Source organism: Pseudomonas sp. CJQ_9 (assembly GCF_043106615.1).
Lineage (GTDB): Bacteria > Pseudomonadota > Gammaproteobacteria > Pseudomonadales > Pseudomonadaceae > Aquipseudomonas > Aquipseudomonas juntendi.
Window position 1 is genome coordinate 54215 of sequence record NZ_JBICMS010000036.1, and the last position, 21932, is coordinate 76146.

Sequence of the window (21932 nt, forward strand, 5' to 3'; positions counted from 1 at the left end):
TGAACGTGGTGCGGTCTGGCCGCCCCATCATTGTTATGCCTGCCAGTAGATAGCCGGGCAGCGCAAGGCGCTTTGTCGAGGACGACCTCGGGATACCTGAATCAACCGCCATCGACACGGCGTGTACCCAGCAGCGCCGCGGGCGCCAGGCAATCAGGCGACAGCGACGCGATTGCGCCCTTCCTGCTTGGCCCGGTACAGCGCCAGGTCAGCCTCGCTCAGCACGGTTTCCGGCTCGCGCCCCGGCTCGCCGTTCCAGTGGGCCACCCCCAGTGACAGGGTCACCGCGCCCACCGGCTGGATCGGCGTTTCCTGCACCGTCACCCGCAGGCGCTCAGCGACCGCGGCGGCCACCTCCAGGCTGGCCCCAGGCAGCAGCATGAGGAACTCTTCACCGCCGGTGCGGCAAAGCAGGTCACCCTCGCGGCAACAGCGGCGCATCAGCTCGGCCAGCCGCTGCAGCACCTGGTCACCGACCACATGCCCATGCTTGTCGTTGACCTGCTTGAAGTGGTCGATATCCAGCACGATGGCTGCAAATGCCCGGCCTTCGGCTTCCAGCAGCGACAGGTTGAGCTCCAGGCTGCGGCGGTTGCCCAGGCCTGTCAGGGGGTCGGTCTGGGCATCGCGGTTGAGCCTGCCGATGCGCGCCTGCAGCAAGTTCAAGCCGAACAGCAAGGCGCGCTTGAGCTCGGCGGCCTCGAAGTACCAGGCCCGCACGCGATGCAAGCGCTCAGCGGTGCCGGGGCGGTCCATCGAGCGGGCGCCTGCAGCCAGTTGCCACAGTGGGCGGGCGATGGTCAGGGCCAGCCACCACAGCAGCACGCAGCCTATCAGTGCCAGCGGCGCTGAAGTACCGATCACGTTCAACACCAGGTGGCTGAGCGGCATCATGGTTTGCGCCAGAGGCTGCTGTGCCACCACGCCCCAGCCGGCGCTGGGCACGGTGGCGAAGCCGGCGACCATCTCTACACCCTGGCTGTTGGTCAGCTGGCGGGTGCCGTTGCCCAGGTTGGTCAGTTGGTCGATCAGGTCATTGCCCTGCACGACGGTCCCCACCCGCTGGCTGTCGGGGTGGTAGAGCAGCCGGCGATTGCGGTCGACCACATACAGGTACGAACCGTCCTTGTAGAAGTGCTCGCCGAGTAGGCGGTTGAGGATGTTGCGTTCCCGCAGGTACAGGCTGCCACCGACGTACCCCAGGTAGCGGCCGTTGGCGTCGACGACCGGTTGCGTCAGCGCCACCACCAGGTTGTGGGCCGCCGACAGGTAGGGTGTCGACACCAGCGCGCGGCGCTCCTGCAATGCCTCCTGCACACCGGGTGATTGCATCCGGGTGCCGACCATGTGGCGTAGCGGGGCGGGGGATATCGCCAGCAGCACGCCATTGGCATCGATCACGAATGTGGAATTGAAGGCCATGCTCTGGCCCAGCACGCGGTCTGTCTCGCGTTGCAGGGCGGCGGGATCGTCCAGATGCCGGCCTTGCTCGCTGGCGCTGTACGCCAGTTGCTGCAAGGCATTACCGATGAATGCATCGGTGATGCTGGCCAGCTTGGCCGCATACACCCGGTTGGCTTCCAGCGCGTGGTCGATCAGCAACTGGCGCTGTACCCGGTAGCTGGCGAAATAGCTGGCGCACAGCATGACCACGGCAGTAAGGGCGCACAGCACCAGAATGAGTGTGCGTAGATCCAGGCGCAGTCCGTGCTTGGCGTGTGGCAATCCTGACCTCGAATGTTCGAATGGGGTTACGAAACGTAAGCGACCGTGCCAGTCGCGCTCATGAACCTGCCTTTTCCAAGGCGTTCAGTTCGTCTTGCACCTGCTGCATGCGTTGCTCGGCCAGTGCTTGCACCTTCGGGTCCCGGGCGGTTTCACGCATCAAGCCGGTGAGTTTATCGCTCAGTTGCCGACCGGCATCGGTATCTTCCAGGGCACGGGCCTTGGCCGGGTCCTGGGTGGCCGCGACAATGGTGGCGAACTCGGCGTCGCTGAAGTTCTTGGTGCTGTAGAGGCGGAACAGGTCCTGGCGCTGGTCTTCTACGGTCAGGTGCTTGCGCAGCACATCTTCGATGGTGGCACGCGACAGCCGTGGGTGCTGGCGGCCCAGCAGCCCGGCCATGCGTTCGATGTTGTGGGTGTACGCATCCTGCAGCGGCAGCTGGGCAAGAATCTGCTCTTCACGGGAGGGCTTCTGGTCGCAGGCGGTAACGGCAGCAATCAGCAACAGCGGCAACAGCAACTTCTGGATGCGAGGCATGGCGTGGCCTGGTCGGGCAGTGAAGGCTGCCGATTATAGCGAGGTCAGCCCTGCCGCGACGAGCCCTGCGATTTGCCTTGTACGGCCGGCTGGGTTAGAACCGTGCACCCAACATTCAGGCTTGAACTTGATGCCGAACTGGACTTTGCAACCTGTTACCCGCGATGCCATTGGCGAAGTGCTGGCGTTTGTCGACAGCGCGCGCCGCGAGCTGTTTCCGGCGCTGGCCCATGCACCATTGCCCCGGGACCTGGCGCATTTCAGCGAAACCTACCTTCAGGGCGAGGGCTGCTTCCTGGAAGCCCGGGTTGGTGAGCGCCTGGTCGGGGTGATCGGCTACCTGCCCTACGACCACCGTTTCGGCCAGCTTGATTATGCTGGCGAGCGCGTAGTTGAAGTGGTGCGCCTGTTCGTGCTGCCGGCGTACCGCAGGCGCGGGCTTGCCGCCGCATTGTTCGGCGCCTTGCGCCAGCAGGCGCTGCAGGCTGGCATCGGTTGGCTCTACCTGCATACCCACCCATTCCTGCCGGGGGCCATCACGTTCTGGGAGCGGCAAGGCTTCGCTGTCGTGGATGTGGAGCCAGACCCGGTCTGGCAAACCACCCACATGCAACTGCGCTTGGGCTGAGCAGGCCAGGCGCCTGGGCTACCCAGGCTTCTGCCGGTAGCTCAGGGGGCGCGAAAGCGCAAGATGCGTGTGCCGTCCCAGGGGTCGGTGAGGTAATGGCCATGAACACCGAAGGTGTGCAGCAGGCACTCGGGCGTCAGTACCTCGAACGGACTGCCGAGGGCGACCAGCCGGCCTTTGTCGAGCACTGCAACGCGGTCGCAGGTCAGCGCCTGGTTGAGGTCGTGCAGGGCCACCAGGGTCGTCACCTGCAGGGCTTGCACCTGTTGCAGCAGGCTTAGCTGGTGCTGGATGTCCAGGTGGTTGGTCGGTTCGTCGAGCAGCAGCACCTGCGGCCGTTGGGCCAGCGCGCGGGCGATATGCACGCGCTGGCGCTCGCCACCGGACAACGCCCCCCAAAGGCGAGCGCGCAGGTGCAAGGCGTCGAGGTCGGCCAGTGCCTGCTCGACAATCGCCCGGTCCGCTCTGGAGAACGGCGCAATGGCTGACAGCCACGGCGTGCGGCCCAAGGCGACCGCGTCGAACACATTGATTGCATCGAGGGTGTCGGCCTGCTGTTCAACCAGTGCCAGGCATTGGGCCACACGCCGGCGTGGCATGCCTGCTAGTGGCTCGCCCATCAGCTGCACGCTGCCGCAGGCCGGCGGGCGCAGGCCGGCCAGCACCTTCAGCAGCGAAGACTTGCCTGAGCCGTTGGGGCCGACGATCGCGAGTGTTTCACCCGCCACCAGGTTGAGGTGGATGTCGTGCAGCACGCGTTTACCTGCCAGTTGCAGGCCAAGACCCTGGCAGCTCAGCGGCGCCAGTTGTAATGCAGCCATGACCGTCATGGGCGACCCCGGCGGCTGACCAGTATCAGCGCGAAGACCGGCGCGCCAAGCAGCGCGGTGACCACGCCCACCGGTATGACCTGGCCGCTGATCAGCGTGCGCGACAAGATGTCGGCGGCAATCAGAAACAGTGCCCCGCCCAGTGCACTGGCAGGCAGGAGGCGGCTGTGTCCGGGGCCGAGCAGCAGGCGCAGGGCGTGCGGAATGACCAGCCCGACGAAACCGATGGCGCCGACGATGGACACCATCACGGCCGTTACCAGCGCCGCGCAGCTGATCAGCAGTAACTGGGTGCGCCGCACCGGTATCCCCAGCGAAGCCGCCGAGTCTGCGCCGAAGGTGAAGGCATCCAGCGCGCGGCGATGCCACAGGCACATCAGCAAACCGAACAGTGCCACTGGCACGGCCAGCCATACTGCGGGCCAGCGCACGCCACTGAGGTTGCCCAACAGCCAGAACAGGATGCCCCGTGCCTGCTCGGCGGTGGCCGACTTGGTGATCAGGAATGCCGTCAGGGCATTGAACAGTTGCGACCCGGCGATACCGGCCAGAATCACCTGGGCGTTATTGCTGCCAGGGCCTGCCGCGCGGGCCAGCACCAGCACCAGGGCAAATGCCGCCAGGGCACCGATGAAAGCGCCGGCCGACATGCTCAGAGCAAGGCTGCCCAGGCCCAGCAGGCCAACCAGTACGGCACCGGTCGAAGCGCCGGCGGACAGCCCCAGCAGGTAAGGCTCGGCCAGGGGGTTGCGCAGCAGCGCCTGGAGGATCACGCCGCAGGTGGCCAGGCCGGTACCGCAGGCCGCCGCAACCAGTGTGCGGGTCAGGCGATAGTTCCAGATGATCCCGGCATCGATCGGGTCGACCGGATAACCGGCTTGCCACAGCTGGTTGGCCAGCACCTGGCCGACCACGCGCGGTGCCAGGCCGGTTTCGCCAATGGCGGTGCCGGCGAGCAGGGCCGCCAGCAGTGCGGCCACGGCCAGGCCGATACAGGTTGAGAGTCGACTGATCACTGGCTGGCTTTACCGCTGGCAAAAGCGGCCGCCAACGTTTGCACACCTCGGAACAGGCGGATGCCCGCCTGCATGGCGTCGGCGTCGAGGATGATGATGCGGTCGTGCTTCACCGCGTCCATGTTGCGGGTTACCGGGTCGCTGCGCAGAAATTCCAGCTTCTTCTGGTAGTCGTCGGCGGGGTAACGCCGGCGGTCCATGCGGGCGATGATCAGCCAGGTGGGGTTGGCCCTGGCCAGGGTTTCCCAACCTACGGTGGGCCATTCCTCGCTGGACTCGACCACGTTGCGCACCCCCAGGGTGCGCAGCATGAAGTCGGCGACCCCTTGGCGGCCCGCGACGTAAGGGTCGATGACCAGGTCGGCGCTGGAGAACCAGAACAGTGCCGAGGTGCCCGACAGGTCCTTGCCTGCCAATTGCGCGCGGGCGCTGTCCAGGCGGCCTTTGAGCTCGGCGTTCAGGGCCACGCCGCGCGCCTGTACATCGAAGATCTCCGCCAGCTGGCTGACGCTCTTGTAGATACTGTCGACCTGGAACGCCTGCAGGCGGGTGCCGTCGGCACCGATCAGGTTGTCCTTGCCTTCACAGTCTGAGGGCAACAGGTAGGTGGGGATGTTCAGTTCAGCGAACTGTTCGCGCGTACCGACCACACCCTGCGGCCCGACCATCCACTCGAACTGCACGGCCACCAGTTGCGGGCGTTGGCCAACCACAGCCTCGAAACTGGGTTCGTTGTCGGCCAGGCGCGGTACCGTGGCGTTCACGGCCTGGTATTCGGGCAACACATTGTTGAACCACAGCGAGCTCGCCGCGAGCTTGTCACCCAGGCCCAGGGCATAGAGCATTTCGGTGCCGGCCTGGCCGATGGTCACGGCGCGCTGCGGGGCCTGGGCAAAGGTCTGCGGCTTACCGCAGTTGTCCACCGTCAGCGGGTACTGGGTGGCGGCGGCCTGGGCCAGGCCGCTGAAGCTGAGGCCGGCAAGCAGGGTGGCGAAGCGGGGCAGCATGCTGGGCGATCTCCTATCGGACAGTTCACGGAATGAACGCACGGACAGACATCACCGCGCCCTCGCCAGCGGCAAAGGCAACACAGGTGGCCAATCCCGGGCACCCCGCCGGTTGGTGAATGTAGGCCGGCAGGTCTCCTGACTGGTGCGTCACGGCCCGGCTCCGGCCTTCCCGGGTAGTACACCCAGTGGCGTCGATGGAGCAGGCTCGGCACTTACAGTTGCGGGGGCAGTTCCGTTTGGCCCGTGTTGGCGGGCCGGGGATTCCCTATTGATTCCGTGATGGAAACCGGCGGCCCGCATGGTAGACCATCGCGCCGCCGGGTGAAAACGCTTTTCAGAAGTACTTCAGCCAGCGGAGGTCGCGCCGCCGCTGTTTCAGCCGGGCGAACGCGTGCACCGGCCGGTACAGCGCAGCCGCCAGCAACAGCGCCACGCACCATACCGCAGCCACGCCGTCGAAGCCGAAGTGGCTGCCGTGGTTGGGGCCGAACAGCGCCACGCAGGCCAGGTACAGCAGCTTCAGCACATACAGGTGCAGCAGGTAGAGGAACATCGGCGCTGCGCCGAACACCGCCAGGGCGCTGATCCAGCGGGCCTGGCCTGCGCGCTCGAATGCGCGCAGCAACAGTAGGCCGCAGCCCAGGGTCAGTGCCAGGAACACCAGCGAAGGCGGGTACTTGGTGAGGTTGAAGAAGCTCATCAGGGTTTGTGTGAACGTGGGGTAGTCGCGCCACGCGGCTTCGCCGTAGCCGTTGAGCACGCGCACCACGAAAAAGCCCAGCAGCGCCAGCAGCCCGCCAAACAGCAGGCACCGCTGACGTGGCCCGGCCTGGCTGCCGCGGGCGAACCATGGCCCAAGGCAGTAGCCCAGGGCGATCACCCCGATCCACGGCAGTACCGGGTAGGACGTGCGCAGCCGCAGCGTGTCGGACAACATCAGCCAGCCGCGGTCATGCAGAATCGCCCAGGGCACGTGGAGAGCGGACTCCGGGGCAAAGTGCAGGCTGTCGAGCAGGTTGTGCCCGGCAATGATGACGGCACTCAGGCCGAGCAGCGCCGGGCGTGGCAGCCACACCAGCAACGACAGGGCGAGCATGCTGATGCCGATGGCCCAGATCACCTGCAGGTAGATCACCGTGGGCGGCAGCTGGAACGTCCAGGCAAAGTTGACCAGGGTGAACTCCAGCGCTACCAGAAACAGCCCGCGCTTGAACAGGAACGCCGCGACATCGCCACGGCCCTGATGCTTTTCGCCATACAGCCAGGCCGAGAGCCCGGTCAGCAGCACGAACACCGGCGCGCACAGGTGCGCCAGGGTACGGCTGGCGAACAGTGCCGGCTCGGTGGTATCGATGGCCATCGGGTCGCTGACCTGGCGGTGCAGGAAGAAGGTTTCGCGCACGTGGTCCAGGAGCATGAACAGGATTACCAGACCGCGCAGGGCGTCGATGCTCTGCAGGCGCTGGTTGAGTTGGGTGGGGCTGGGGCTGGCGCTTGTCATGGAGGGTCGCTGGTGAAAGAAAGCCTGAATGAAATGTTATGTTATATCCATATAGCCATGAACGGGTAGGTTTTTTGCTCAGCGCCGGGTTGGCTTGTCGCGGTGAAGCTGCGCTACGCCAACCCGGGCTGCTCACTTCAGAAGCTGTAGTCCAGCGTTGCAAAGTAGGAGCGTGGCGTTCCCATCAGCCATTGCTGGCCGCTGAACGCCGCCTGCACATATTCGCGGTCGAACAGGTTGTTCACCTGCAACCCCAGTTTCACCTGCGGCAGAACCTGCCAGCCGATCGTGGCGTCGACCACGGTATAGCCTGGGGCGCTCTGGGTATTGGCGTTATCGGCGTAACGTTCATCCACATAGCGCGCGCCCACCCCCACCTCGATCTGCTGGCCAATACCTTTGCTCAGCCACAGGTTGGCGGTGCGCCGAGGCACGTTGGCCGGGCGGTTGCCGGCACGGTCCTGCACCGCTGCGCCCACCTGTTCGTCAAACGCGTCATACCGGGCGCGCAGCAGCGCTGCGTTGGCTGACACCCGCCACTGGTGGGCCAGTGCCAGTTCCATGGTTGCCTCCAGCCCGTCCGACGTCTGCTGGCCAGCTTGTTGAGACTCGTGCGTAAGGGGATCGGCTACCAGCAGCTTCTGCTTGACGATGTGGTAGGCCGCCAAGGTCCATTCACCACGCCCGTCCCAGAAACGGTGCTTGAGGCCCACCTCGGTCTGTTTCGCCTTGGTCAGGTCGTAGTGCATCTGGCCGGGGCTGAGGCTGATCAGGTTGTTGACCCCATCCTCGCTGGTGGCGTACTGGCCATACAGCGACAGCGCGTCACTGAGTGCATACACCAGCCCCGCACGCCAGTTGCCACCTTGCAGGCTGCGGTCGCTGCGGCTGGCATTGGTCAGGTTGTCGCGGTCGATGTGGTGCTGGTCGCGGCGCACCCCGGTCACCAGCGACAGGCGCTCAGTGAGTTGCAGGCGGTTTTCGCCGAACAGGGCAAAGGTATGGGTGGTGGACAGGCTTTGCGGGCGCAGCGGCGAGCTGCTGTGGAATACGCCCGGCTGCGGCTGCCACGGGTCGATGTAGTCCCCGCCGACATCGTTGTAGGGGCTATTGCTGTCGACGTTGAAGCGCACCTTGTTGTATTCGGCGCCGAGCACGGTTCTGCTGGCCAGGCCGAACAGCGCGTGGTCGAAGGTGAAGGTCTGGCGGTCGCCGAACTGCTCCTGGTCGTGCTTGATTTCCAGGTAGCTGCCGCGCAGCAGCTGCTGGCGCCCGGCGTCCCAGTCATACTGCTCGGCGTTGCGCCAATGGCGGCGGCTACTGATGTAGTACAGCTGGTTGCTGGCGCTGAGGTGGTCGTTGAGTGCCCAGTCGGTGGTCAGGCGGGTCCACTGGTCGTCGTAGCGCTGCTCGTCGTTTTGCAGGTTGTAGTTTTTCTTGCGCAGGCTGCTGCGGTAATGGCCGTCGATCAGCGGCGTGCCGTAGTAGTTGGCAGGCTGCGCCGCACCGCGCTCATGGGCCAGGGTAAAACTGAGGTCGTCACTGGCATCGAAGCGCAGGGCCGCGCTGAGCGCCAGGCTGCGTGAGGGGGTGCGGTCCACCCAGCCATTGCCGGCTTGCTGGTTCAGCGTCAGGCGATAGCTCAGGCGCTCGCTGAGGCTGCCACCGCTGTCCAGGCCGAGTTGCTGGCGGTCCCAGCTGCCATACCCAAGCCGCAGCTGGTTGCGCACCGTACCGGCAACCGGTTTTTTCGGGATGACGTTGACCACCGCGCCGGTGGCGCCTTCGCCGTAGAGTACCGATGCCGGGCCGCGAAGCACGTCGATACCTTCGACCATCCACGGGTCGACCGGGAAGGTCTGGGTGCCGGCTCCGGTGAACAGGCGGGCGCCGTCGAACAAGGTCATGACCGAGCCGTGCCCGGCAAAGCCACGGGCGGACAGGCCGGTGCCACCGTCGCCGGGGGAGCCGATGAAGGTAATGCCCGGCGAGCGGGTTACGGCGTCCTGCACGGTCAGGTTGTTGCGCTGCTGAAGCTGCTCGGTGCTGATGCTGCTGGTACTGGCTGGCGTTTCCAAAGCGCTGAGTCCCAGGCGCGAGCCAGCCTGGGTCGGCGTGGCCAAGTCGCTGGCGTGGCTATCGAGGGTGTCGGTGATGGCCGTGGAGGGCAATGGCAGGGGCTGCGGGCCGCGCTCATCGGCCAGGGCCGGAAGCGTGACGGCCAGGAAGGCCGCCAGGGGGTGAAGCTTGAACATACGGGACATGTCGTTCCACTGCTGCAGGAATGAATGGATCCCGGTGGAAAACACGCAAAGGAGGGCTCCGTACAGGCAGGCGCGCGTACGAATACCGGCCTGCGCCCGCCCACCGCGGGGTGCCAAGTGAAGCTTCAGGCCGGTCTCCGGGCTTGCGAGGGGCATGAAACCTTCACCTTCCCATGCCTGAGCACAGTGGTATCTCGAAGGGTTCGCTCACTTACCGTTGCGGGGGCAGCGCCGGACTTGTCGTGATAAACACGATGCACCGGCTTCCCGTTTCACCCTGCGCGCGGCGGCGCAGGGCACCTGAAACTGGCGCGCATCTGAGCACCTGGCGGTGCCGTCGTCAACCTTGAACATGGCTGGGTAGCGTGTGACGGGCAACGGACTTTGGATAGATTGCGCAGGTTATTTCGAACTTTGGCGGCTGACATCAATCCCGATAAGAGCTTGCGATTCGTTTAACTGTCAAGGAGACATCACGGCATGTTCAGTCACAACCTGCTGCGCCACACCTGCCTATTGGCCCTTATGGGCTGCCCGCTGGCAGTCACCGCTGCACCCAGTACCGAGCCATTGTTCACAGTTGGCATACTCGGCGCTTACGATGAATTCAAGTTCGAGGGTGGCCGAGAAACACAGACCGAACACGTGGATGAAGGCGGGATCTTTGCCAACTTCGGCAACAAGATGACTGCGGAGTCCGGCTTCATCTACCAGGTAGGGGCCGAGGGCAAGTATGCCGAACGGCATGACAACAAACTCAAAGAGGGTCAGGCAGGTCTGGACCTGGGTTGGCGTGCGGCGGTGGATGCGCGTAATTTCGTCGATGTGATCGTGGGCGGTGGCTACATGTGGTCACGCTTGGAGACCGAACACCGCCGAATCGAAACCGAGCTGACGTACAAAGCGCCTTTTGCCAAGGCAGCGCTGGGTTACAACCACCAGTTCGACTCGGCTACCCTGCGCATGGAAGCAGGGGTTCGGCGCACGCTCAATGGTGAGGTCGACCTGGATGTCCGGCACTATGGGAGTGACGATGCGGACATGCAAGACCGTACCAACCCCTACGCCGAGTTCACGCTGCTGATGAACCAGCAAGGCAACCTGCCCATCCAGGCCAGCGTGTACTACACCCGCACCAAATACCAGCTTGACGACCAGACGTTACTGGCCGACAACACCGAGCTCAAGCGCGAGGAGTACGGTTTCAAGCTAGGCCTGGCTTTCTGAGCACAGTGGGTCAACCAGGCCGCCCTCTTTGCGGGTGAACGCGAAGAGGTCAGCCTCGCTTCGACCCCTCAGCGCCCACGCCGCCGCGAAACCCGAGCTTCGATATTCTTGCGCCCGATCAGCAGCGGCGGCTTTTCTGCCACTGGCTCATCGGCCAGCCACTTGTACATCACCAGGCAGTCCACCAGCCCCAGCCGGGCATGGCGATAGGCCTTGGGCAAGCGGCCAACCGTTTCGAACCCCAGCTTGTGCCACAGGGCGACTGCCACTTCATTGGTGGCGACCACCGAGTTGAACTGCAGGGCCAGAAAGCCTTCCTGGCGCGCCAGTTTCTGCGAGTGCTCGCACATCAACCTGGCCACGCCGCGCCCGCGCGCTTGGGCGCAGACCATGTAGCCGCAATTGCCGACATGCGCACCGGGCCCGGCCGCATTGGGCTTGAGGTAGTACGAGCCCAGCAGTTGACCCTCTTCTTCGGCCAGCAATGTGCGCAAAGGCAGCTCCAGCCACAGGTGGCGGGCCTGTTCAAAGCTCAGGGCCGGGTCGTAGGCGTAGGTTTCGCAGGCCTGGACAGTGGCCTGGAAGGTGGGCCAGAAGCGCTCGAAGTCGTCGGCCGTCATGGGGCGTATGTGGATCATGCGGGTTCCTGCGCGGGTTCAGCCGCACAGTCTGCGGGGCACGGCGCCGTCGCGCAAGGGCGGCGCCGTTAGGTTTTAACCGTTGGCCTTGCCCACGGCATCCAGGGCCCTGGCCGAGTAGACCAGCGCGGCACCCGCGTTCATCGCCACCGCCACACCCAACGCCTCGGCAATCTCCTCACGGGTGGCGCCATGCTTCACCGCTTGCTGCGAATGCACGGCGATACAGCCGTCGCAACGGGTGGTTACCGCCACGGCCAGGGAGATCAGTTCGCGGGTCTTGGCGTCCAGATGCCCGGTTTTGGCCCCGGCGCCGCTGGCGGTCATGTAGCCGGCCACGGTGTCGGGGGAAAGTTGCTTCAGATCGCCGATGCCGGCCATCAATTGCTTTCGGTAGGCATCCCAGTCCATCATGCTCATCGTGGTCACCTTGGGGTGGTTGCGAATGGAGCTTTCAGGCTAGTCGACGCGCGGCGAACGTGCGGCTTGTACTTTGGTGCATGCCCAGTCATGCCTTTGGCTACACCATCTGCACAGGCCGCTGGCAACACACGGGCTCAGATGTAGATGAACACCAGCAGCAATGCTGCAACCACCGCCCACTTCTCCAGGTAGTAGCGCGTGCGATTGCGCTTTTTCAACGCCTTGCCGCGTTCCCGGATCTTGTAGATACGGGTGAACAGCCGGTTGATGCCGCCGGTCTTGTCTCCGGCGGTGTTGGGGGCTGCGGCAGCCGCCATGACATTGCGGCTGAACCAGCGGTTGAAGGCGCTGGCCCAGCGGTACTTGAGCGGGCGTTCGACATCGCAGAACAGAATGATGCGGTTGTGCTCGGTATTGTTGGCCGCGTAGTGGATGTAGGTTTCATCGAAAACCACCCCTTCACCGTCGCGCCAGGAGTATTTCTCGCCGTCTACATCGATGTAGCAGGCGTCGTCGTTCGGTGTGTCCAGGCCCAGGTGGTAGCGGTAGGAGCCGGCATACGGGTCACGGTGGCGCACCAGCTTGGCCCCCGGTGGCAGGGTAGCGAACATCGCCGCCTTGACCGTGCCGATGCCTTGCAGCAGTTCGGTGGTGCGTGGGCACAGGGCCATTGCCGACGGGTGGCTTTCGCCGTACCACTTCAGGTAAAAGCGCTTCCAGCCGGTTTTGAAGAACGAGTTGAAGCCCACGTCGTCGTAGTTGTCGGACTTCTTGATTTCGCCTACCTGCAGCAGTTGCCGGCCTTCTTCGCGAATTTCCTGCCAGTGCTCCTGCAGCGGTTTCAGTTCGGGAAAGGCCTCGACGGGCAGGTACGGCTTGGCCGGGTGTTTGGAAAACAGGTACAGAAAACTGTTGATCGGGGCCAAAAAGCTGGAGTGGTCGCCCAGTTGGCGGGTCAGCTTGTGACGGACCCGACCGCGCAGGTGAACGTACGCGATCGAGAGAACGAAGAGGAGGACGAGTGCAATTTTCATGGACGGTTACTTGTCGAAAATAAGGCCATGCGCCATGGCATAAGCCCGCCAGCATAAACAATCATGTGGGCAGTTTGTACTTATTGTTACGAAACCGTGGGCCGACATTGGTGTAATGCCCTACAGTCGTGCGCAAACGTTTCATGCCCAGGAGTCACCATGGTTCATGATGTACGCCCCAGCGGCAGCCCGTTCAAGCGGTTGTTTTTCGCCCTGCCGGTCAGCGATGTCCAGCGCAGGGCCCTGGCCCAGTTCCGTCGCGGCCTGAACCTGCGCAGCGGCAAACCGGTGCCGGCGGCCAACTTTCATGTCACGTTGCTGTTCCTGGGCGATGTGGATGCCGCCCTGGTGCCGGCGATTTGTGCGGCGGTCGATCACCTGGCGCTGCCGGGCAGGGCACCCCGGTTGACACTTGACCGCTTGCAGGTGTGGCAGCGCTCCAGCGCCCTGGTACTGGAGGCGCAGCAGGTGCCAGCAGCGCTGATGCGCCTGGTGTACGGCCTGCAGCAGGCGCTGCTGCCTTTTGCCGGGCAAGCTGCCAAGCGCGACTACCGCCCCCACCTGACGCTTGCCAGGGATTTTCGGGGCCACTTGCCAGAGGCCGGCAGTGCGCCGGCGTTTTTCCTCGGCGCCCCGCACTTCACGTTGTATGAATCGCGCAAGGGCGCCTACTGGCCGTTGGCGCAATGGCCACTGGCGGCCTCCAGTGCCACGCCTGGTGGCTGACGGGTGATTGCCCGCCGCCCTTCAGTCAAACCGGCAAGCTCTGGTAAGGCAGTTCATCCCCTGGGCTGCGTTCGAACTGGCGCTTGTATTCGCGGCTGAACTGCGACGTGCTCTGGTAGCCCACCCGGTGCGCCGTCTGTGCAACACCCAGGCCTTCGCCGATCAGCATTTGCTGGGCTTTGAGCAACCGCAGGCGTTTGAGGTATTGCATGGGCGCCATGTCGGTGCAGCGCTTGAAGTGTTCGTGGAAGGTCGACACACTCATGTTGGCCCGTGCCGCCAGCGCCTCCACGCTCAGGGGCTCGCTGTAGTGCTCGCGCAAGTGGGCGAGGGCAGCGCCGATGCGGGCAAAGTGCCCTTGTTGTTCCACCAGCGCCCGCAATACCCCAGCCTGCGGGCCGCGCAGCGCGGTGTAAAGCACTTCACGCACCCTCGCCGGGCCCAGGACCTTGGCATCCAGTGGGTCCTGCAGGCACTGCAGCAGGCGCTCCACACTGTCGCGCATGGGCGCATCCAGTGCTGCGGAAGTCATCGATTGCGGTGTTTGCGCCTGCACGGCAGGGTCTGGCGCCAGGTCCATGCTTTGTACCAGTTCACCCAGCACGCCACGGTCGATGTCCACCGCCACGCCCAACAGCGGCGCCTCGCGGGTGGCGAAGGTTTCACACATGAAGGGCACTGACAACGCCTGCACCAGGTAGTGGCCAGCACCGTATTCGAGGGTGCGTGGCCCCAGGCGTGCCAGCTTGCTGCCCTGGGCCAGGATCATCAGGCTGGGCTCGTAGATTTGCGGGCTGCTGGCGACATAGTGGTCCCAACTCAGTACCTGCACCTGAGGCAGGTGCGTAGGCACGAAGCCCGGGCGCGTGGCCAGGCAGCGGATCAGGGCGCAGAGGGGCGCGTTGGCATCGACGTGGCGGGTCAGTTGCATGATGAACCAGGGCAGAGGATCAGACAGCCTAATGATCGCAGATTGACGGTATCGCGCCAGTAGCATAAGGGCAGGTTCGGAGAATCAGGCATGCATGCCGGAGAATCTGCCGTGGGCGCGGGGGCGAATGGGGGGCACAATTCCATCACTGAATCGTTTCACTCTACAGCGAGGTCCAGCATGTATACCGCTATCGGTTACGCCGCCCAAACCCCTACCAGCCCCCTGGCCCCCATGACTTTCGAGCGCCGCAGCCCGCGCCCAGACGATGTCGCCATCGAGATCCTGTACTGTGGCGTGTGCCACTCCGACATCCACCAGGCGCGCAACGAATGGGGCATTGCCGTATACCCGCTGATGCCTGGCCACGAAATCATCGGCCGCGTCACCGCCACGGGCGAACAGGTTACCGCCTACAAGGTAGGTGACCTGGTCGGCGTGGGTTGCATGGTCGACTCCTGCCGCCACTGCGAGGCGTGCGCCAAGGACCTGGAACAATACTGCCAGGAAGGCCCGACCATGACCTACGCCACCCCGGACCGGGTCGACGGCAGCAACACCATGGGCGGTTACTCCAGCAGCATCGTGGTCAGCGAGCACTTCGTGCTGCGCATTCCGGCCGGCATGGACCTGCCCAGCGCCGCGCCGATCCTGTGCGCCGGCATCACCACCTATTCGCCGCTCAAGCACCACGGTGTCGGCCCGGGCCACAAGGTCGGCATCCTGGGCATGGGCGGGCTGGGCCACATGGGCATCAAGCTGGCGAAGGCGCTGGGCGCAGAAGTGACCTTGTTCACCCGCTCCCAGGCCAAGGCCGAAGAAGCGCGGCGCCAGGGCGCCGACCATGTGATCGTGTCCACCGATGCCGAGCAGATGCGCGCTGCGGCCGACCGTTTCGATTTCCTGCTCGATACCATTCCGGTGCAGCACGACCTGAACCCGTACCTGGAAACGCTGAAGTTCGACGGGGTGCACATTCTGGTCGGCCTTATCGAACCGATCGACCCGGCCGTGCATGCGGCCAACCTGGTCATGAAGCGTCGGGTGCTGGCGGGGTCGTTGATTGGCGGTATCGCCGAGACCCAGGAAGTGCTGGACTTCTGCGCCGAACACGATATCCGTTGCGATATCGAGATGCTGGATATCCGCAATATCAACCAGGCGTATGAGCGCATGATCGCCGGTGATGTGAAATACCGGTTCGTGATCGACATGGCCACGCTGCAGGCCTGATCGGGGCCTGCGTCGGCCGCTTGGCGGGCAAGCCGCGAAGCGACCGGCGCTGGCCTGCCGGGGCAGGCTTGGCTACCAGGCCAGCGGTTTGTCCCAGCCCTTCCAGAACAGCCACCGGCGCACCTCCCCATGCGCGCCGGTACCGATCTGCCACGCCGGCCGGCCGCTGTCCAGGGCAATCTCCGCCACAATCCCGGCATGGCTGGCGGCCACCAGGGTACGCCCGTCGGCGCTGATGTCCATGGCGCTGATGGTCGAGCCCAGGTAGTGCTGCCAATGCTCCTGGCCATCTTCGCCAAAGGCCCGCAGGTAGCCGTAGGCATCACCGATGATGTATTCGCCAGTGCGGGCCGCCCCGGCATAGACACGCGCGCCATCCTGCACCAGTGGGGTGCGCGGGTCCTGGCTGTAGTAATCGGTGCGCAGCCCCGGCAGGTCGGCTACCCGTACCGCCAGCGTGGCACCGCTGTAGAAGTGGCAGGCGTTGAGGATCAACTGGTTACCCCGCTGGTTGAACAGCGCGAAATGCGGGTATTCGCTGCCGGGACCAATCTCGGCCACCAACCTGAGCCGGTCGTCCAGCACCAGGTGCCGGCTGCCTTGCTCACCCACCACGACCCAGCGGCCATCCGCCGACACCGTGCCGTGCTCCATGCTCAGCCCGAGGCTGATGTCTTCCGGCTCGGTGCCTTCGGCCAGGGCGTCGAGTACCCGCGCCTGGTGCGGCAGCAGGCGGGTTGCGCCGTCGCTGGCCAACACGAAGGTGCCATCGGCACTGACCAGCAGTACGCGTTGGCCGTCCGGGAAGGGGATCAAAGCGGTGGGCGCGGGTGGCAGGTCGAACGGCTCGAACGGGTAGCCGGCCGGCAACCCTTCCAGGCCGGTCGGCCAGGCCAGGCGCTGTACCTGTGGGCCGCCCCAGCCAGCGGTCACCCGGACGCCTTCGGCATTGCCCAGGGCAAAGTAGCGGCGGGCCGGGCAGCGGCCGAAGTACTCGACGCCGATCACCGGGGTGACCCCATGGCGATCGATACGCAGCACCTGGCCTTTGTCGTGCGGCATGCCGATGCGCGCCAGCAGGCTACCGTCGTCCAGCAGCAGGACATTGCTGATGCCCTGGCCATGCTTGTCGAGCAACGGCACCAGCGGTTGGTGGGCAGGCGGCCAGGCTTCGCGGAAGGTTTGGCGCTGCTGCTCACTGCAGCCCGGGCGGTTGGCTGCCTGCAGCGCCGCCAGCCAGGCGTCGAGCAGGTGTTCCGTGGCGGGCACTTGTGGCGCTTGAAGGTTGTCCCAGCCTTGGGCACGGCCTTGTGCGACGTAGTCGTTGACGGCCTGGGCATAGGCGATGACCGCCTGCTGCCATTGCTGCTGGGGGTACTGCTTATCCATGAGTGGGGCGGGCTCCTTGCTGCAACGTGTTTCACTTCAAGCGCGCATGGTACTCCTTATGCCCGACTTGCGGTTGTTAGCCCCGGGTGTGACGCGTACCATGCCGGCATTCCTATTCATGACAATGCGTACGTCGGCAAGCCCGTAAAGCGGGGCGCTGGCGCGCGACCTGTTGCTTTTTCGCGGAGACTCTCTTTCTACAATGAACGGACCTGTACCCAGCCACCTGCCACCCGGCACGGGCAGCGGCAGTTGGCTTAGCGTCATCGCCTTGGCCCTGGCGGCCTTCATTTTCAATACCACCGAATTCGTCCCGGTGGCGCTGCTCAGTGACATTGGCCGCAGCTTCGAGATGAGCACTGCCCAGGTCGGCCTGATGCTGACCATCTATGCCTGGGTGGTGGCGCTGGCCTCTCTGCCGATGATGCTGCTGACCCGCAACATCGAACGGCGGCGCTTGCTGTTGTTGGTGTTTATGGTGTTCATCGTCAGCCATTTGTTGTCCTGGCTGTCGCAGAGCTTCGCCATGCTGCTGGTCAGTCGCATCGGCATTGCCCTGGCGCATGCGGTGTTCTGGGCCATTACCGCTTCGCTGGCGGTGCGCGTGGCGCCGCCGGGGCAGCAGGCCAAGGCGTTGGGCCTGTTGGCCACCGGCACCACCCTGGCCATGGTGCTTGGCATCCCGCTCGGGCGTGTGGTGGGGGAGGCGCTGGGCTGGCGCATCACCTTCCTGAGCATTGCCGGTGTGGCGCTGGTGACCATGTTGTGCCTGATGAAGTCGTTGCCGCTGCTGCCCAGCCAGAACTCCGGCTCGCTACGCAGCCTGCCGGTCCTGTTCAGGCGCCCGGCGCTGGTCATCACCTACCTGCTGGTGACCCTGGTGATTACTGCGCAATTCACCGCATACAGCTATATCGAGCCATTCGCTCTGCACGTGGCGCAGATCGGCGGCGAGCGCACCACGCTGTTGCTGTTGCTGTTCGGGGGTGCAGGGGTACTGGGTTCAGTGTTGTTCAGCCGCTACAGCGAGCGCTTCGCGCAGGGTTTCCTGCTGGGCTCGATGGGGGTGCTGGCGGCGTGCCTATTGTTGCTGTTGCCTCTGTCAGGCAACTTCTACGTGTTTGCGGGGCTGAGCATGTTGTGGGGGGTAGCGATCCTCAGCTTCAGCCTGGCGTTGCAGTCCAAGACGTTGAAGCTGGCGTCTGATGCGACCGACGTGGCGATGGCGCTGTTCTCGGGTATCTACAACATCGGCATTGGGGGCGGGGCACTGTTGGGCAGCATTGTCAGCAGCCGGCTGGATGTGGCGTACATCGGCCTGGTAGGCGGTAGTGTGGCGGTGGTCGCGTTGTTGCTGGCAGTGGCCAGCACCCGGCGCTTGCGAGAGGCGTTACCGCACTGACCGGTCAGGCCCTGCGATGGGCTGCAGGGGCAGCCCAAACCGGTGGGAGGGCGTCAGGCCAGCACCGCCGCCCATGCTGAAATCAGCAAAAGCCCCGCCAACAGTTGGTTGAACACCCGTAACCGCTGCGGCGCCTGCAACCAGCGGGCGCTGCCTGCCCCCAGTACCGCCCATGCCCCCATGCACGGCAGGGCAATCAGGCAGAACACCAACGCCAACTGCCATACCGGTAACCTGGGGGCGGCAAACACCCCCACCACCGCCACGGCCATCAACCACACTTTGGGGTTGACCGCCTGCAGCAAGGCGGCGCTGAGTGCGCTGAAGCCTTGAGCCGTACCTGCGTGCAGCGGTGCCCCGGCACTGCGCAGCATTTTCCACGCCAGCCCGCTCAACCACAGCGCTCCGGCCCAGCTCATCAGTGGCTGTGCCAGCGGGTGGCGCAGCAACAGCTCGCCCAGCCCCAGGCCCACCAGCAGCACAATCGTCGCTGCCGTGCAGCAGGCCGCCAGGATCGGCAACAGGCTGGCCCGCAGGCCCAGGCGGGCGCCGTGCGCCAGGATCAACAGGTTGGTTGGCCCCGGGCTGAGGCTGGCGACCAAAGCAAACAGGATGAAGGGCAGCATCGGCTGAGACATGTGGAACGCTCCAAAGCATCAAAGCCCCATGCTCGCTGTTGCCAGGCGCTTCAGTCTGGAAGGTTTGAGCAGCGCCTGCGGTAGTCGGCCGGTGTCAGCTGGTAGGCGCGGCGAAACCAGCGGCCCAGGTGGCTCTGGTCGGCAAAGCCCAAGGCCACGGCCACTTGCGCCGAGCTCTGGCCTTGGGCGAGCAGCCGCCGGGCACGGGTCAGGCGCAGTTGGATGAGGTAGGCATGAGGGGCAATACCGAAGGCGGCCTTGAACGCCCGGGTGAGGCGAAAACGGTCGATGCCGCAGGCCTGGGCCAGGTCGTCGAGGCCAATGTCGCGTTCCAGGTTGGCATGCAGGTAGTCCCGCGCGCGCTGCGCGCTCAGCGGTAGGCGCGGGTCGGGGTTGATGCGCCGGCGCCATTGCAGGTGGCAGGTCAGGCGGGCAAGCAGTTCGTCGGTGGCGGTTTGCCGGACGATGCGCAAGTCCTGGTCATGAACCGCGCGGAAGGCGAGGGCGGTGGCGCTTGCCAAACGCTGGTCATGGCAAAGGGTATCGGCAAAGCTCGGCAGGCTGCCGCCCGGCGCGTGCTCGAACAGCGACCGCAATTGCTGGTCGAGCCAGAGCGGGTCCAGGTACAACGTGGAGTAGGTGAAGCCTTCCTCGGTGGGGGCCAGGCCATCGTGAATATCGCCAGGCTCGAGCAGAAACACCTGCCCGGGTGTGCTGCGGTGGCGCACCCGGCGGCAATTGAACTGCTGCACGCCCTGTTCGGTGACACCCACCAGAAAGCTGTCGTGCCAGTGCGGGTCGTAGGCATGCCCGACAAAATGCGCCCGCACCGACTCGATGCCGGTGTCGGCGTCCTGCTTGAAGTCTATCCAGTTGCTCATGGGGGCATGTCGCCGGTTCAAAAGGCCACCCTAGCGTAACGGTTGAGGTCAGTCTGGAACAATTGTGCAGCCGCTGGCCAGTGCCGGTTCACGCAACGCCTCGAAGCGCTCGCGTAGCCACAGGTGCAATTGGGTCACCGCCGGGGTGAGCTGTTTACGATGCGGGCACACCAGCGTGACCGGGGTCGATTCGCCGGGCAGTTCGGGGAGAACGACCTCCAGTTCGCCGGTGGCTATGTTGGCGCTGACGTCCAGCCACGACTTGTACACGATGCCTTCACCCTGTACGGCCAAACGGCGGATGACGTCGGCGTCGTCGCTGACCAGCGGCCCGCGCACCTGCACGGTGCGGTTGCCCAGTTGCCATTTGTCGTAGACCCGGTTGTGCTGCATATACAACAGGCATGCATGCTGCTGCAGCGCATCGGGGGTGAGTGGGCGGCCGTGCCGGGCCAGGTAGTCGGGCGAGGCGACTAGCACCCGGCGGTTCCAGGCAGCCAGGGGCAGGGCGATGTAGTTGGCGTCCTGGTTGTGGCCATAGCGGATGGCCACGTCTACCGGGTCACGGTTGAGGTCGGCGATCTGGTCAGAGAGAAAGAAGCGCACCTGCAACGCCGGGTGCTCGCGGCGGAAGGCGCTGAGCCATGGCAACAGCATGTTGCGGCCCATGTCGGAGGGCGCCGACACCTGCAGCGTACCGCGCAGGGTATCAGGGTTACCATGCAGGTCCTCGTGGCCCTGGCGCAGGCTCTCCAGCACATTCAGTGCGGTCGGCAGGTAGCGCTCGCCCTCTGCGGTCAGGCGCAGGCTGCGGGTGGTGCGGGCGAACAGACGCACGTCCAGGTCGCGCTCCAGGCGCTTGATGGCCGCAGCCACCTGGCCAGGCAGCAAGCCCGCTTCGTGGGCAGCGGCGGTGAAGCTGCCCAGCACGCTGCTACGGGCGAACAGCTCAAGGTCTGCGATGCGCAGCATTTTCACTCCAGGGCCGAAAGTGTTGCTGCATTGTGCCGGTTTTTCTTTTCTGCAGGAAAGATAAGATGAGCGGCAAATTCACTGCTCATACCTGGAGTCGTTGCATGGATACCGTCTCGCTGGCCAAGCGCCGTTACACCACCAAAGCCTACGATGCCTCACGCCGTATTCCCCAGGCCACGGTCGATGCCCTGCTCGAGCAACTGCGCCACAGCCCGTCCTCGGTCAATTCCCAGCCTTGGCACTTCATCGTCGCCGACAGCGCCGAAGGCAAGGCCCGCCTGGCCCAGAGCACCTCGCAGGGCTATGCCTACAACACGCCGAAGCTGCTCGATGCTTCGCACGTGATCGTGTTCTGCACCCGTACCGAAATGACTGAAGCGCACCTGAACAGCGTGCTGGACCAGGAGGCCGCCGACGGGCGCTTCCGGGACGAACAGGCGCGCGCGGCGCAAAACCAGAGCCGCCGTCACTACGTTGACCTGCATCGCTTTGATCTGAAGGACGTGCAGCACTGGATGGAGAAGCAGACCTACCTGGCCCTGGGTACGGCGTTGCTGGGTGCTGCGGCACTGGGGCTGGATGCCACGCCCATCGAAGGTTTCGACAGCAAGCTGCTGGATGCAGAACTGGGCTTGCGCGAGCGGGGGTTCACCAGCGTGGTGATGCTCTGCCTGGGCTATCGCAGTGAGGCCGACTTCAATGCCGGCCTGGGCAAGTCGCGCTTGCCGGCATCGCAGGTATTCACCTTCCTGTAAGCGCGGCAGCCGGGTAATGCCAGGCAGTCAAGCCCTGGTGGCAGCCATTGGGCTGCTTTGCAGCCCATCGCCGGCAAGCCAGCTCCCACAGGGATCGCATCAGGGCTGACAGGTGTTTGTCAGAAGATATGCAGCGCCTGTGAGATCGAGCGCCGCCCGCGCGGCGCT

Annotated in this window: 21 protein-coding genes and 2 riboswitches; of the genes, 6 read left to right on the forward strand and 15 right to left on the reverse strand. The window is 64.8% G+C overall.

Annotation, left to right across the window (positions count from 1 at the left end; all coding sequences use genetic code 11):
* Positions 1 to 153 precede the first annotated feature (153 nt).
* Positions 154 to 1725 carry a sensor domain-containing diguanylate cyclase gene (locus ACF8SD_RS06625; RefSeq protein ID WP_173888498.1) on the reverse strand — a complete coding sequence of 524 codons (1572 nt, stop codon included), beginning with the start codon at positions 1723 to 1725 and terminating at the stop codon, positions 154 to 156.
* A gap of 58 nt (positions 1726 to 1783) precedes the next feature.
* Positions 1784 to 2263 (reverse strand): hypothetical protein, encoded by a 480-nt coding sequence (locus tag ACF8SD_RS06630; RefSeq protein WP_173888500.1) that lies wholly within the window; start codon positions 2261 to 2263, stop codon positions 1784 to 1786.
* Between the two features lie 130 nt (positions 2264 to 2393).
* Between ACF8SD_RS06630 and ACF8SD_RS06635 the strand changes: the two genes are divergently transcribed.
* Complete coding sequence (locus ACF8SD_RS06635; RefSeq protein ID WP_392484121.1) at positions 2394 to 2891, forward strand: GNAT family N-acetyltransferase; 498 nt, start codon at positions 2394 to 2396, stop codon at positions 2889 to 2891.
* 41 nt (positions 2892 to 2932) lie between these two features.
* On the opposite strand, the gene ACF8SD_RS06640 is transcribed toward ACF8SD_RS06635, so the two are convergent.
* The 5 genes from ACF8SD_RS06640 to ACF8SD_RS06660 all read right to left on the reverse strand — a co-directional run bounded on the left by ACF8SD_RS06640 (position 2933) and on the right by ACF8SD_RS06660 (position 9512).
* Complete coding sequence (locus ACF8SD_RS06640) at positions 2933 to 3721, reverse strand: ABC transporter ATP-binding protein (RefSeq protein ID WP_392484122.1); 789 nt, start codon at positions 3719 to 3721, stop codon at positions 2933 to 2935.
* Entirely contained in the window at positions 3718 to 4734 is a 1017-nt protein-coding gene (locus ACF8SD_RS06645) for a FecCD family ABC transporter permease (protein ID WP_392484128.1), read from the reverse strand. Before ACF8SD_RS06645 ends, ACF8SD_RS06640 begins: the two co-directional genes overlap by 4 nt.
* The gene (locus ACF8SD_RS06650; protein WP_173888506.1) at positions 4734 to 5744 is read right to left on the reverse strand and encodes an ABC transporter substrate-binding protein; all 1011 of its coding nucleotides are present in this window, start codon (positions 5742 to 5744) and stop codon (positions 4734 to 4736) included. The genes ACF8SD_RS06645 and ACF8SD_RS06650 overlap by 1 nt, the downstream gene beginning before the upstream one ends.
* A 110-nt stretch (positions 5745 to 5854) precedes the next feature.
* Positions 5855 to 6053: riboswitch (cobalamin riboswitch) on the reverse strand.
* Positions 6054 to 6081: 28 nt separating this feature from the next.
* Entirely contained in the window at positions 6082 to 7248 is a 1167-nt protein-coding gene (locus tag ACF8SD_RS06655; protein WP_173888508.1) for a DUF1624 domain-containing protein, read from the reverse strand.
* Between the two features lie 137 nt (positions 7249 to 7385).
* Positions 7386 to 9512, reverse strand: a complete 2127-nt coding sequence (locus tag ACF8SD_RS06660; protein WP_392484123.1) for a TonB-dependent receptor — start codon at positions 9510 to 9512, stop codon at positions 7386 to 7388.
* A 110-nt stretch (positions 9513 to 9622) separates the two neighbouring features.
* Positions 9623 to 9831: riboswitch (cobalamin riboswitch) on the reverse strand.
* Positions 9832 to 9992: 161 nt separating this feature from the next.
* Between ACF8SD_RS06660 and ACF8SD_RS06665 the strand changes: the two genes are divergently transcribed.
* Positions 9993 to 10739 carry a hypothetical protein gene (locus ACF8SD_RS06665; RefSeq protein ID WP_392484124.1) on the forward strand — a complete coding sequence of 249 codons (747 nt, stop codon included), beginning with the start codon at positions 9993 to 9995 and terminating at the stop codon, positions 10737 to 10739.
* A gap of 68 nt (positions 10740 to 10807) precedes the next feature.
* Here the strand turns inward: ACF8SD_RS06665 and ACF8SD_RS06670 are convergent, their stop codons facing one another.
* The 3 genes from ACF8SD_RS06670 to lpxO form a co-directional block, all read right to left on the reverse strand.
* On the reverse strand, positions 10808 to 11377 hold the full coding sequence (locus ACF8SD_RS06670) for a GNAT family N-acetyltransferase (protein WP_392484125.1): 570 nt from the start codon (positions 11375 to 11377) through the stop codon (positions 10808 to 10810).
* 75 nt (positions 11378 to 11452) lie between these two features.
* On the reverse strand, positions 11453 to 11797 hold the full coding sequence (locus tag ACF8SD_RS06675; RefSeq protein ID WP_029884982.1) for a carboxymuconolactone decarboxylase family protein: 345 nt from the start codon (positions 11795 to 11797) through the stop codon (positions 11453 to 11455).
* A gap of 137 nt (positions 11798 to 11934) precedes the next feature.
* Positions 11935 to 12834 carry a lipid A hydroxylase LpxO gene (lpxO, locus tag ACF8SD_RS06680; RefSeq protein WP_029884983.1) on the reverse strand — a complete coding sequence of 300 codons (900 nt, stop codon included), beginning with the start codon at positions 12832 to 12834 and terminating at the stop codon, positions 11935 to 11937.
* A gap of 159 nt (positions 12835 to 12993) precedes the next feature.
* Between lpxO and thpR the strand changes: the two genes are divergently transcribed.
* A complete protein-coding gene (gene thpR / locus ACF8SD_RS06685; protein WP_392484126.1) occupies positions 12994 to 13560 on the forward strand; it encodes an RNA 2',3'-cyclic phosphodiesterase in 567 nt (188 codons plus the stop codon).
* Between the two features lie 25 nt (positions 13561 to 13585).
* On the opposite strand, the gene ACF8SD_RS06690 is transcribed toward thpR, so the two are convergent.
* On the reverse strand, positions 13586 to 14491 hold the full coding sequence (locus ACF8SD_RS06690; protein WP_029884985.1) for an AraC family transcriptional regulator: 906 nt from the start codon (positions 14489 to 14491) through the stop codon (positions 13586 to 13588).
* Between the two features lie 180 nt (positions 14492 to 14671).
* Between ACF8SD_RS06690 and calA the strand changes: the two genes are divergently transcribed.
* Positions 14672 to 15724 carry a vanillin reductase gene (calA, locus tag ACF8SD_RS06695; RefSeq protein WP_173888517.1) on the forward strand — a complete coding sequence of 351 codons (1053 nt, stop codon included), beginning with the start codon at positions 14672 to 14674 and terminating at the stop codon, positions 15722 to 15724.
* A gap of 72 nt (positions 15725 to 15796) precedes the next feature.
* Here calA and ACF8SD_RS06700 read toward each other — a convergent pair whose 3' ends face one another.
* A complete protein-coding gene (locus ACF8SD_RS06700; protein WP_173888519.1) occupies positions 15797 to 17113 on the reverse strand; it encodes a hypothetical protein in 1317 nt (438 codons plus the stop codon).
* A gap of 202 nt (positions 17114 to 17315) precedes the next feature.
* Here ACF8SD_RS06700 and ACF8SD_RS06705 point away from each other — a divergent pair, with 202 nt between their 5' ends.
* Positions 17316 to 18515, forward strand: coding sequence for a sugar transporter (locus ACF8SD_RS06705; protein WP_173888521.1), 1200 nt, complete (start codon positions 17316 to 17318; stop codon positions 18513 to 18515).
* Positions 18516 to 18568: 53 nt separating this feature from the next.
* Here the strand turns inward: ACF8SD_RS06705 and ACF8SD_RS06710 are convergent, their stop codons facing one another.
* Genes ACF8SD_RS06710 through ACF8SD_RS06720 form a run of 3 tightly spaced genes read right to left on the reverse strand, consistent with a single transcriptional unit; the run spans position 18569 to position 21006 of the window.
* The gene (locus ACF8SD_RS06710) at positions 18569 to 19153 is read right to left on the reverse strand and encodes a LysE family translocator (RefSeq protein WP_173888523.1); all 585 of its coding nucleotides are present in this window, start codon (positions 19151 to 19153) and stop codon (positions 18569 to 18571) included.
* Between the two features lie 50 nt (positions 19154 to 19203).
* Entirely contained in the window at positions 19204 to 20034 is an 831-nt protein-coding gene (locus tag ACF8SD_RS06715; protein WP_173888525.1) for an AraC family transcriptional regulator, read from the reverse strand.
* A 48-nt stretch (positions 20035 to 20082) separates the two neighbouring features.
* Positions 20083 to 21006, reverse strand: coding sequence for a LysR family transcriptional regulator (locus ACF8SD_RS06720; RefSeq protein WP_173888527.1), 924 nt, complete (start codon positions 21004 to 21006; stop codon positions 20083 to 20085).
* A gap of 104 nt (positions 21007 to 21110) precedes the next feature.
* On the opposite strand from ACF8SD_RS06720, the gene nfsB reads away from it, so the two are divergent.
* Positions 21111 to 21764 carry an oxygen-insensitive NAD(P)H nitroreductase gene (nfsB, locus tag ACF8SD_RS06725; RefSeq protein ID WP_173888529.1) on the forward strand — a complete coding sequence of 218 codons (654 nt, stop codon included), beginning with the start codon at positions 21111 to 21113 and terminating at the stop codon, positions 21762 to 21764.
* The last annotated feature ends 168 nt before the right edge of the window (positions 21765 to 21932 follow it).